Below are 12,036 nucleotides of genomic sequence, written 5' to 3' on the forward strand. Positions count from 1 at the left end.
AACAATGCACCCGAAGGGGTGCATTGCCGTTCTAACTCTTTTACTTCGCCTGACGCTTTTGATACTCGCTTGCCGCTTTCACAAAACCGGCAAACAGCGGATGGCCATCACGCGGCGTCGAAGTAAACTCCGGGTGGAACTGACAAGCAACGAACCACGGGTGATTCGGCACTTCGATGATCTCGACCAACTGATCATCCCCGGAACGGCCTGCAACACGCAGGCCCGCATTTTCAATCGGTTTCAACAACATGTTGTTGACTTCGTAGCGGTGACGGTGGCGCTCGGTAATGATTGACTCACCGTACAGCTGGCGCACCAGGCTCGCGTCGTCCAGCTGGCACTGCTGCGCGCCCAGGCGCATGGTGCCGCCGAGGTCGCTCTTCTCAGAGCGCACTTCAACGTTGCCTTCTTCATCACGCCATTCAGTAATGAGCGCCACGACCGGATACTTACAGTCTGGCACAAATTCTGTGGAGTTGGCGTTTTCCATCCCCGCGACGTTGCGCGCGAACTCAATCAGCGCAACCTGCATACCCAGGCAAATACCCAGATACGGAATATTATTTTCACGCGCATAGCGTGCAGTGGCGATCTTCCCTTCAACACCGCGGTAGCCGAAGCCGCCAGGGATCAGGATAGCGTCGAGATTCTTCAGAATTTCAACGCCGCGCGTTTCCACATCCTGCGAATCAATCAGCTTGATGTTAACGGTCACGCGGTTTTTCAGACCACCGTGTTTCAGCGCTTCAATCACTGACTTGTACGCGTCCGGCAGTTCAATGTACTTGCCGACCATACCGATCGTGACTTCACCAGCCGGATTAGCTTCTTCGTAAATCACCTGTTCCCATTCGGCCAGGTTTGCTTCCGGGCAGTTCAAGCTGAATCGTTTACAAATATAATCGTCAAGGCCCTGAGATTTCAACAGGCCTGGAATTTTATAAATGGAATCGACATCTTTCATCGAAATAACGGCTTTTTCTGGCACGTTACAGAACAATGCAATTTTTGCACGTTCGTTAGCCGGAATCGCACGATCGGAACGGCACACCAGAATGTCAGGCTGAATACCGATGGACAGCAGTTCTTTTACAGAGTGCTGAGTCGGTTTGGTTTTGACTTCACCCGCTGCCGCCAGATAAGGAACCAGGGTCAGGTGCATGAACAGCGCGTGTTCACGGCCGATATCTACCGCCAGCTGACGGATAGCTTCGAGAAACGGCAGGGATTCGATATCGCCGACGGTACCACCGATTTCTACCAGCACCACGTCATGGCCTTCGCCACCGGCAAGCACGCGTTCTTTAATGGCGTTAGTGATGTGCGGGATAACCTGTACGGTTGCGCCCAGATAGTCGCCGCGGCGCTCTTTACGCAGAACGTCGGAGTAAATACGGCCCGTGGTGAAGTTGTTGCGGCGGCTCATTTTGGTACGGATGAAACGCTCGTAGTGCCCCAGGTCCAGATCGGTTTCAGCGCCGTCTTCAGTAACGAACACTTCCCCGTGTTGGATTGGGCTCATGGTGCCCGGATCGACGTTGATGTACGGATCCAGTTTCATCATGGTTACGTTAAGCCCACGGGCTTCGAGAATAGCGGCCAGGGAGGCTGCGGCAATGCCTTTACCCAGAGAGGATACGACCCCGCCGGTCACAAAAATATAGTTCGTTGTCATGCTGAACCTGAGAAGTTAGGGTGAAACGATGGAATAACCAGGACGGGAAAGTAGTATACCCGAACACGGCGAGCGCCACAAACTTTCATTCTCCGTCTCCTTTCCAGGTCATGACAAACATAAGGAGTGAGAAAATAGCCCCTTTTGGGTAAATGTTTTTGACGCAAATCAAGCGCTTGTCATTTAAAAAATCACACAAATAGCGCTTTATCGCAAAATTTCGTTAGAGATCAGTTTCCTGGCGTTTTACCTCTTGCCACACTTCCTCCATGGTATCGAGGTCTACACCGGTCATTTCCAGGCCGCGAGCGGCGACGATTCGTTCAACTTCACGGAAACGACGTTCGAATTTCAGGTTCGCTTTCTGCAAGGCGACTTCAGCTTTTACCCCTAAATGGCGGGATAAATTGACCGTTGCGAACAGCAGATCGCCCATCTCCTCCTCCAGTTTAGCTTCATCGACGACCGCCTGCTGCGCTTCGTGCATGACCTCATCGATCTCTTCATGCACTTTATCCAGCACCGGGCCGAGCGATGTCCAGTCAAACCCTACCGCCGAGCAGCGACGCTGAATTTTGTGTGCACGCATCAGCGCCGGCAGGCTGTGCGGAATATCGTCCAGCGCGGAATGCTGCGCCTTTTCCGCCCGTTCAGCGCTTTTTATCTGCTCCCAGCGTGCCAGCACGTCAGCGCTGTTGCCGGCGGTAGCCTCGCCGAAGATATGCGGATGACGGCGCTCCAGCTTGTCGCTGATGGCGGCACAGATGTCGTCAAATGCAAAGCGACCTTCTTCCTGGGCCATCTGGGCGTAGAACACCACCTGAAACAGCAGGTCTCCCAGCTCGCCGCGCAAATCGTCGAAATCTTCACGGGCGATGGCATCCAGCACTTCGTACGTCTCTTCAAGGGTATACGGGGCGATAGTGGCGAAGGTCTGCTCTTTGTCCCACGGACAGCCGTTTTCCGGATCACGCAGGCGTTTCATAATGCCAAGCAGGCGATCGATTTGGGTCATAGTGATTCCTTGCAACATATTGGTTTTATTTACCTTCCCCGGCTAAAACACGGGAAAAATCAGCGCAGTTCGCGGGTAAAAGACGCGCAAAACCCTCTCTCCGTCAGAGAGAGGGTCAGCATGGGAGGCAAAGCGGTTAGCCGCCGTGCAGACGGCGGGCATCAATCACATCCGGAACCTGGTTCAGTTTCCCGAGCACGCGGCCGAGGACCTGCAGGTTGTAGATTTCAATGTTCATATCGATAGTCGCCAGCTGCTGTTTGGTGTCGCTACGGCTGGCAACGCCCAGCACATTCACCTTCTCGTTAGCGAGAATGGTGGTGATATCGCGCAGCAGGCCGCTACGATCGTTGGCCACGACCCGAACGACTAACGAATAGCCAGCGGAATAGCTTTCTCCCCAGACCGCGTCAACGATACGCTCCGGGGCGTGCGATTGCAGCTCAGCCAGCTGATCGCAGTCTGCCCGGTGCACGGAAATCCCGCGCCCCTGGGTGATGAAACCGACGATCTCATCGCCTGGAATCGGCTGACAGCAGCGCGCGATGTGGTGCATCAGATTACCCACCCCTTCCACAACGACGCGACCGTTGTCTTTGCTACGATTCTGCGGCGCCCAGGTTTTCTGCTGCAGTTGTTTCAGCGCCGCCGCGTCCTGCTCTTCGGCGCTCGGCTTATTGAACTGCGACTGCAGGAAGTTGACCATCTGGTTAAGGCGAATATCTCCGCCGCCAATGGCCGCCAGCAGCTCATCCAGCTCATTGAAGTTGTAGCGCGGCAGCAGCTGTTTCTCTGCCTCCTTGAGGCTAATCCCCAGGTGCTCAAGCTCATCATCGAGAATCTGTCGCCCGGCGAGAATATTCTTGTCGCGATCCTGCTTGCGGAACCAGGCGTGGATTTTGGAACGTCCGCGGCTGGTGGTGACATAGCCGAGGTTGGGGTTCAGCCAGTCGCGGCTTGGGTTTGGCTGCTTCTGGGTAATGATTTCAATCTGATCGCCCATTTGCAGCTGATAGGTAAACGGTACAATGCGCCCGCTGATTTTGGCGCCAATGCAGCGGTGGCCGACGTCGCTATGGATATGGTAGGCGAAGTCGAGCGGCGTGGAGCCGGCAGGTAAATCGACCACGTCGCCTTTTGGCGTAAAGACATATACCCGGTCGTCAAAGACCTGGCTGCGCACCTCATCGAGCATTTCGCCGGAATCCGCCATCTCTTCTTGCCAGGCGATCAGCTTACGCAGCCAGGCAATACGATCTTCATAGCCGCGTCCGCCGCCTGCCGCCGCGCCAGCGCCTTCTTTGTACTTCCAGTGCGCGGCGACGCCCAGCTCGGCATCTTCATGCATCTGCCGGGTACGAATCTGGATCTCCACCGTTTTACCGCCCGGCCCCAGTACCACGGTATGAATCGACTGATAGCCATTCGGTTTGGGATTGGCAACGTAATCATCGAACTCATCCGGCAGATGGCGATAGTGAGTGTGCACTATCCCCAATGCGGCATAGCAGTCCTGCAGGCGCTCGGCGACAATACGTACCGCGCGCACATCAAACAGCTCATCAAAGGTGAGATGTTTTTTCTGCATTTTGCGCCAGATGCTGTAGATGTGCTTCGGCCGGCCATAGACTTCGGCCTTCACCCCTTCGGTTTTCATTTCGACACGCAGATGGCCGACGAACTCATCAATGTAGTGTTCACGATCGATGCGCCGCTCGTGCAGCAGTTTGGCAATCCGCTTATATTCATCGGGATGCAGGTAGCGGAAGCAATAATCTTCCAGCTCCCATTTCAGTTGGCCAATACCTAAACGGTTGGCCAGCGGGGCGTAGATATTGGTGCACTCTTTTGCCGCCAGTACGCGTTCGTCTTCGGGCTCATCTTTGACTTCCCGCAGGTGGGCGATCCGCTCGGCCAGCTTGATGACCACGCAACGGAAATCGTCGACCATCGCCAGCAGCATGCGGCGAATATTATCAACTTGCTCCGATGAGACCGAGTCGGTATGGGTGGCTTTAAGCTGGCGAATCGCCGCCATATCGCGCACGCCGTGAATCAATGTCACGACGGACTTACCGACGCTCTCCTGCATCACCTCTTCGCTGACGACGTTGCCATCCGCCAGCGGGAACAGCATCGCGGCCCGCAGCGTATCGATATCCATGCTTAGCGTAGAAAGGATTTCCACCATCTCTACGCCGCGCCATAAGATCAAATCCGCTCGAGGATGCCCCTGCGTTTTCTCGCGACAATAGTCCCAGGTTTCGGCTAAGCGTTCACACGACTGCTGGCTGGAAATTCCCAGACTCGCGATCCATTTCTTCGGGTCAAATTCACCAGCTTTATTTAAATGTGCACTTCTTACCGCAACCATTGTCCTCTCCTTAAGGGACCTGGCCTGCCGAAGTCGGCAAGCCTCAACGTTGACACTTCATCCTTCGGTACGCCGGGGGATTGGCTGCCTCGGTCTGATCCGAACGATTCTATGCATCTCTGTGCTCAAACAACACCATTGATTCCAGATGTCCGGTGTGCGGGAACATGTCCAGCATCGCCAGGCGTTGAATCTTATATCCCGCCTGCAGCAGCAGGTCGCTATCGCGCGCCAGAGTCGCCGGATTACAGGAGACATAGACGACGCGACGCGGGGCAAGTTTTATAATGTGTGACATCACGCCCGGCGCCCCGGCTCGCGCCGGGTCGAGTAATATTTTATCAAAACCATGCTGCGCCCAGGCCTGGCGGGTCACATCTTCTTCCAGATTTTCATGAAAGAATGTCACGTTGTGCAGCTGATTGAGCGCGGCATTTTCCCGCCCTTTCTCAACCAGCGCCGGGACGCCTTCAACGCCCACGACATTGGCCGCACGCGTAGCCAGCGGCAGGGTAAAATTCCCCATCCCGCAGAACAGATCGAGCACCAGGTCCTGAGGCTGAATATCCAGCCACGCCAGCGCCGTTTGCACCATCAGCTGATTGACGCCATCGTTCACCTGGATAAAGTCGCGCGGGCTAAACATTAAGCGTAGCCCGTCGGAAGTATACCAGGGGGATTCCCCGCTAATATGTTCCAGTTTCTCGCTTTGCGGCGCCAGGTACAGCGCGAGTGCGTGAGATTGCGAAAATCGTTCCAGTTTTTCTTTATCGCCGGCCGGTAATGCTGCCGTGTGGCGCAGGACCATCAGCGGGCCATTGTCCGCCAGCACCAGCTCGACATGCCCGAGCTGACGCGTTGATTTCAGGCCGGACAAGCACTCGCGCACCGCCGGCAGCAATGCCTCAAGATCGGGCGCCAGAATGGGGCACTGCACCACGTCGATTATCTCGCTGGAGCCAGCCTGACGAAAGCCCATCTGTAATTGTGAGGTCTTTGGCTGATAATTCAAGCTCAGACGTGCGCGCCGACGATATCCCCACGGCGAAGCGGCTATAATGTCGTCAACATCGCGCTTCATCAGCCGGGCAAGCGCGGCGCGTTTACTTTGCTGCTGGAGCTCTACGCTGGCATGCTGTTGCTGGCAGCCACCGCAGGTACCGAAATGCGGGCAGCGCGGCGCCTGGCGCTGCGGGCTGTCATTAAGACGGCGTTTGACCTGCGCCCGGGAGTACTGTTTTTTGTCTTCAACCACGACAACGTCAGCCTGTTCCTGGGGCAATAAGCCATGAATAAATAGCGCTTTACCATGGTGACGAGCAACGCCCTGACCAAAGGGATCGAGGTCATTGACTGTAACGGTTATGATCTGGCGCGTCGTCACACGCCGTTTTGCAGAGTAGAATTGCGCCATCGTAGAGATTTGTCTCAATCAAATAAACTGACTCTATACACGAGTCCATACAAAGTGCGTCAGGGCGGCCAGTCAGCGTCCCCGGCGGCGAAGAGTGGCCCGTCGCAGGAACCGCCAACGCAGAGCACTTGATGGATGAAGGGTATATTCTCCCATAATGGAACCGCATGACCAACTACAGCCTACGTGCCCGCATGATGATTCTTATCCTGGCGCCAACCGTACTGATCGGTTTGTTGCTCAGTATTTTCTTCGTCGCGCATCGCTATCACGACCTGCAGCGTCAGCTGGAAGACGCCGGGGCCAGTATTATTGAACCGCTGGCGGTCTCCAGTGAATATGGTATGAATCTGCAAAACCGCGAGTCCATCGGCCAGCTGATTAGCGTTCTGCATCGCCGCCATTCCGATATCGTACGCGCTATTTCGATTTATGATTCGCAAAACCGGCTATTCGTCACCTCTAATTTTCAGCTCAACCCCAGCGAGCTGCGTCTGGAAAATGGGGCGAAATTTCCTCGCCAGCTAAGCGCGGTGCGCAAGGGCGACGTCATGATTTTGCGTACGCCTATCGTCTCAGAAAGCTATTCACCCGATGAATCGCCGATGTCCGATGCCAAAATGCCCGGCAACATGCTGGGCTATGTCGCCCTCGAACTGGATCTCAAATCAGTGCGGCTGCAGCAGTACAAAGAGATTTTCATCTCCAGCGTCATGATGCTGTTCTGCATCGGCATTGCGCTGATTTTCGGCTGGCGCCTGATGCGCGATGTCACCGGGCCGATCCGCAATATGGTGAATACCGTCGACCGCATTCGTCGCGGCCAGCTCGACAGCCGCGTCGAAGGGTTTATGCTCGGCGAACTGGATATGCTGAAAAACGGCATCAACTCCATGGCTATGTCGCTGGCGGCCTACCACGAAGAGATGCAGCACAATATTGACCAGGCGACCTCCGATCTGCGCGAAACCCTCGAACAGATGGAGATTCAGAACGTTGAGCTGGATCTGGCGAAGAAGCGCGCCCAGGAGGCGGCCCGCATCAAATCAGAATTCCTCGCCAATATGTCTCACGAGCTACGAACGCCGCTCAATGGCGTTATTGGCTTTACCCGCCTGACCCTGAAGACCGATTTAAATACCACTCAGCGCGACCACCTCACCACTATCGAGCGCTCGGCGAACAACCTGCTCGCTATCATTAACGACGTGCTGGACTTCTCGAAGCTGGAAGCGGGTAAACTGATTCTCGAGAGCATTCCGTTCCTGCTGCGTAATGCGCTGGATGAGGTTGTGACGCTGCTGGCGCACTCCGCGCACGATAAGGGACTGGAGCTGACGCTGAACATCAAAAATGATGTTCCGGATAATATTATCGGCGACCCTCTGCGCCTGCAGCAGATCATCACCAACCTGGTGGGCAATGCCATCAAGTTTACCGAACATGGCAATATTGATGTTCTGGTCGAACAGCGCGCGCTGAGCAACACCAGCGTACAAATCGAAATTCAAATCCACGATACCGGGATTGGGATCCCGGAACGCGATCAGTCCCGTCTGTTCCAGGCGTTCCGTCAGGCCGATGCCAGTATTTCCCGTCGTCACGGCGGCACCGGGCTCGGGCTGGTGATTACCCAGCGGCTGGTCAGAGAGATGGGCGGCGATATCTCATTCCACAGCCAGCCGAATCGCGGCTCCACATTCTGGTTCCATATCAACCTCGACCTCAATCCCAACGCGGTTCAGGAGAGTCCGCCGACCCAAGGTCTGGCGGGCAAAACGCTGGCCTACGTCGAGGCCAATGCGGCGGCGGCGCAGTGCACCATGGAGCTGCTGGCGACCCTGCCGCTGGAGGTGGTGTACAGCCCGACATTTTCCGCGCTGCCGGAAGCACACTACGATATCCTGCTGGCCGGCCTTCCGGTATCAATGCGCGACCTGAGTCAGCAAAAGGATAACCTGACGAAAGCCTGCGCCATGGCCGACAACTTACTGCTGGCACTCCCCTGCCATGCGCATATCAATGGCGAAACCCTGAAGCAAGACGGCGTCGCCGCCTGCCTGCTCAAGCCGCTGACCGCCACGCGGTTAATCCCGGCGCTCACCGCCTCCTGCCGCAGCCGAACGCCGATAATCGCGCCCCATACTGACAGTCACAAGCTGCCGATGACGGTGATGGCGGTGGACGATAATCCGGCGAACCTGAAGCTTATCGGCGTGCTGCTCGAAGATCTGGTCCAGCACGTCACGCTGTGTGAGAGCGGTCAGCGCGCCGTCGAGCAGGCCAGAGAGATGCAGCTGGATCTGGTTCTGATGGATATTCAGATGCCGGATATGGACGGTATTCGCGCCTGCGAGCTGATTCGCCACCTTCCCCATCAGCAGCAAACGCCGGTGATCGCCGTCACCGCCCACGCCTTTGACGGGCAAAAAGAGAAACTGATGAAGGCCGGGATGAACGACTACCTGGCGAAGCCCATCGAAGAGGATAAGCTGCACAGCTTGCTACTGCGCTATCAGCCGGGAAGGCATACCGTGCCGCGGCGGGCGGTGGAGCCTGTCGAAGCCCCCATCGACTGTAACGTGACGCTCGACTGGCAGTTGGCGCTACGCCAGGCCGCCATGAAACCGGATCTGGCGCGGGAGATGCTGCAAATGCTGCTCGCCTTTATGCCAGAGGTGCGTAATAAAGTGGAAGAACAGCTGGTTGGCGAAGAGCCGGAGGGGCTGCTGGATTTGATTCATAAACTTCATGGAAGCTGCAGCTATAGCGGAGTTCCGCGGCTGAAAAAGCTGTGCCAGACCCTCGAAAGCCAGCTGCGCGCCGGGACCGCCGCCGAAGAGCTGGAGCCGGAGCTGCTGGAACTGCTGGATGAAATGGATAATGTCACGCGGGAAGCGTGCAAAATGCTGGGCATATAAATCGTCTTCCCCGGCTTGCGCGGGCTATGGCGCAAACGACGCCGCCCCGGCGGGCGGCGCGTGACCGGGGAAGCGTCTTACAGCTTGCGTCCCATGTTCAGCACCGCGGCAACGTTTCTCGCCGTCATGCGCACGTTATCGGCTGCGTTCTCCAGCGCCTCCTCCAGTGTACAGACCGAATAAATCACGCTGAATACCGCATCCAGCCCGTGCTGATGAACAATCCCCACATCCGCGGTCAGGCTGCCGGCAATAGCAATAACCGGTACGTTATAGCGCTGCGCAACCTTCGCCACCCCCACCGGCACCTTGCCATGGATCGTCTGGCTGTCAATGCGCCCTTCGCCGGTGATAACCAGGTCTGCGTCCGCCACCAGCTCCGCCAGGCGCAGCGCATCGGTCACAATCTCAATGCCCGGACGCAGCCGCGCGCCACAGAATGCATACAGGGCGGCGCCCATGCCGCCTGCCGCGCCGCCGCCCTCAAGATGCAGCACGTCAACGGCTAAATCACGTTGAATAATGCGCGCATAATGCGCCAGCGCGCGATCGAGACGGACTATCATCTCTGCCGTCGCCCCTTTTTGCGGCCCAAATACCGCCGTAGCGCCTTCCGGCCCCGTTAGCGGATTGGTCACATCGCAGGCCACATCAATGCGGCAATCGGCGAGACGGCTATCCAGTTCGCTCAGATCAATGCGCGCCAGTTGCTCCAGCGCGCCGCCACCGACGGCAATCTGCTGATTATCCGCCGTCAGCAACTTTCCGCCCAGCGCCTGCACCATTCCGGCGCCGCCGTCATTCGTCGCGCTACCGCCAATACCAATAATAATCTGCTGGACGCCGGCATCCAGCGCGTGGCGAATCAGTTCCCCGGTTCCCCAGGTGGTCGTTACCAATGGGTTACGGCACGTCGGCGGTACGCTTTCCAGTCCGCTGGCCGCCGCCATTTCAATAAAAGCACAGCGCTCATCGCCGGAAAGGCCGTAGAAAGCGTGCACCGGTTTGTTCAACGGGCCGGTCACCGTCACCGGCACCAGACGCCCCTGAGTGGCGGCAACCATCGCTTCGACGGTCCCTTCTCCGCCATCGGCAACAGGCAACTTGACATACTCCGCATCAGGATAAATCTCCTGAAACCCCGCTTCTATCGCCGTTGCAACATCCAGAGCACTCAGGCTCTCCTTGTATGAATCCGGTGCAATCACTATTTTCATCCGCTGTCCTTAATATGCACAAACATCCGGTAGCAAAACCACTCAGGTTCCCGCAGGAAGCGGATTTTCCTTAGCGCACCATACACGGACGCTTGTTATCAAACGTCCAGTTCGGGATAAGGTACTGCATGGCCATCGCATCGTCACGCGCGCCCAGCCCGTGCTTTTCGTACAGCGCATTCGCCTGCATCACGCGGTCCATATCCAGCTCGACGCCGAGGCCCGGCGTGGCGGGCACCTGCACCATACCACCTTTGATCTCAAAAGGTTGCCGGGTCAATCGCTGATTGCCTTCCTGCCAGATCCAATGGGTATCGATGGCGGTAATGTTGCCTGGCGCCGCCGCCGCAACGTGGGTGAACATCGCCAGCGAGATATCGAAATGGTTGTTGGAGTGCGAGCCCCAGGTCAAACCAAATTCATGGCACATCTGCGCCACGCGCACCGATCCCTGCATGGTCCAGAAGTGCGGATCCGCCAGCGGAATGTCCACCGATTGCAGAGACAAAGTATGCCCCATCTGACGCCAGTCGGTGGCAATCATATTGGTGGCCGTCGGCAGGCCGGTGGCGCGGCGGAACTCCGCCATCACTTCGCGGCCCGAGAAGCCCTGTTCAGCGCCGCAGGGATCTTCCGCATAGGCCAGCACCCCTTTCAGCTGTTTGCCAATGTTGATGGCTTCATCCAGGCGCCAGGCGCCGTTGGGATCGAGCGTTACGCGCGCCTGTGGGAAACGTTTAGCCAGCGCCACTATCGACTCCGCCTCTTCTTCGCCCGCCAGCACGCCGCCTTTGAGTTTGAAATCGTTGAAGCCATATTTTTCGTAGGCCGCCTCCGCCAGACGCACGACGGCGTCCGGCGTCATAGCCTCTTCATGACGAAGCCGGTACCAGTCGCACTTCTCATCGCCCTGACTTTGATAGGCCAGCGGCGTGGCATGACGGTTACCGACGAAGAACAGGTAGCCCAGCATTTCGACTTCGCAACGCTGTTGGCCATCGCCGAGCAGGGAGGCGACGTTGACGCCCAGATGCTGTCCCAGCAGGTCCAGCAGCGCGGCCTCAATCCCGGTGACAACGTGAATGGTGGTACGCAGATCAAAAGTTTGCAACCCGCGGCCGCCGGCGTCGCGGTCGGCAAAGCGGCGGCGTACCGCCCCGAGGACGTTTTTATACTCGCCGAGCGCTTTCCCGACGACTAGCTCAGCGGCCTCTTCCAGCGTCTGGCGGATTTTCTCGCCGCCGGGGATTTCCCCTACGCCGGTATGGCCTGAGTTATCTTTGATAATCACAATATTGCGGGTGAAATACGGGGCATGGGCTCCGCTAAGATTCATCAGCATACTGTCGTGGCCGGCAACCGGAATAACCTGCATCGCGGTGACGACGGGGGTAGAAAACTGCGTGGTCATGATGAA

At 57.0% G+C, this 12,036-nt stretch carries 7 protein-coding genes; 1 reads left to right on the top strand and 6 read right to left on the bottom strand.

The genetic code is table 11. The annotated features are described in order from the left end of the window. Nucleotides 1–40 precede the first annotated feature (40 nt). From pyrG to rlmD, 4 genes are all read right to left on the bottom strand, one after another. The gene (pyrG, locus tag FNY10_RS20055) at nt 41–1,678 is read right to left on the bottom strand and encodes a glutamine hydrolyzing CTP synthase (RefSeq protein ID WP_100684522.1); all 1,638 of its coding nucleotides are present in this window, start codon (nt 1,676–1,678) and stop codon (nt 41–43) included. A gap of 223 nt (nt 1,679–1,901) precedes the next feature. Further along, nucleotides 1,902–2,693 (bottom strand): nucleoside triphosphate pyrophosphohydrolase, encoded by a 792-nt coding sequence (mazG, locus tag FNY10_RS20060; protein WP_100684521.1) that lies wholly within the window; start codon nt 2,691–2,693, stop codon nt 1,902–1,904. 136 nt (nt 2,694–2,829) lie between these two features. Then, nucleotides 2,830–5,067 (bottom strand): GTP diphosphokinase, encoded by a 2,238-nt coding sequence (relA, locus tag FNY10_RS20065; RefSeq protein WP_100684520.1) that lies wholly within the window; start codon nt 5,065–5,067, stop codon nt 2,830–2,832. Nucleotides 5,068–5,176: 109 nt separating this feature from the next. Next, entirely contained in the window at nt 5,177–6,481 is a 1,305-nt protein-coding gene (gene rlmD, locus FNY10_RS20070) for a 23S rRNA (uracil(1939)-C(5))-methyltransferase RlmD (RefSeq protein ID WP_160703192.1), read from the bottom strand. A 167-nt stretch (nt 6,482–6,648) separates the two neighbouring features. On the opposite strand from rlmD, the gene barA reads away from it, so the two are divergent. Next, nucleotides 6,649–9,402: a two-component sensor histidine kinase BarA gene (gene barA, locus FNY10_RS20075; protein ID WP_141963649.1), complete on the top strand. Its 2,754-nt coding sequence runs from the start codon at nt 6,649–6,651 to the stop codon at nt 9,400–9,402. A gap of 77 nt (nt 9,403–9,479) precedes the next feature. Here the strand turns inward: barA and FNY10_RS20080 are convergent, their stop codons facing one another. Continuing rightward, nucleotides 9,480–10,619: a glycerate kinase gene (locus tag FNY10_RS20080; protein WP_131048699.1), complete on the bottom strand. Its 1,140-nt coding sequence runs from the start codon at nt 10,617–10,619 to the stop codon at nt 9,480–9,482. 70 nt (nt 10,620–10,689) lie between these two features. After that, nucleotides 10,690–12,030: a glucarate dehydratase gene (gene gudD / locus FNY10_RS20085; protein ID WP_141963647.1), complete on the bottom strand. Its 1,341-nt coding sequence runs from the start codon at nt 12,028–12,030 to the stop codon at nt 10,690–10,692. Nucleotides 12,031–12,036 lie beyond the last annotated feature (6 nt).

It is taken from the genome of Klebsiella sp. Lac1 (assembly GCF_009825425.1).
Lineage (GTDB): Bacteria > Pseudomonadota > Gammaproteobacteria > Enterobacterales > Enterobacteriaceae > Klebsiella > Klebsiella electrica.

What these genes read in the sequence shown, in the direction of transcription:
- gudD (WP_141963647.1), bottom strand. Translation starts at nt 12,030, where the DNA reads ATGACCACGCAGTTTTCTACCCCCGTCGTCACCGCGATGCAGGTTATT.
- FNY10_RS20080 (WP_131048699.1), bottom strand. Translation starts at nt 10,619, where the DNA reads ATGAAAATAGTGATTGCACCGGATTCATACAAGGAGAGCCTGAGTGCT.
- mazG (WP_100684521.1), bottom strand. Translation starts at nt 2,693, where the DNA reads ATGACCCAAATCGATCGCCTGCTTGGCATTATGAAACGCCTGCGTGAT.
- relA (WP_100684520.1), bottom strand. Translation starts at nt 5,067, where the DNA reads ATGGTTGCGGTAAGAAGTGCACATTTAAATAAAGCTGGTGAATTTGAC.
- rlmD (WP_160703192.1), bottom strand. Translation starts at nt 6,481, where the DNA reads ATGGCGCAATTCTACTCTGCAAAACGGCGTGTGACGACGCGCCAGATC.
- pyrG (WP_100684522.1), bottom strand. Translation starts at nt 1,678, where the DNA reads ATGACAACGAACTATATTTTTGTGACCGGCGGGGTCGTATCCTCTCTG.
- barA (WP_141963649.1), top strand. Translation starts at nt 6,649, where the DNA reads ATGACCAACTACAGCCTACGTGCCCGCATGATGATTCTTATCCTGGCG.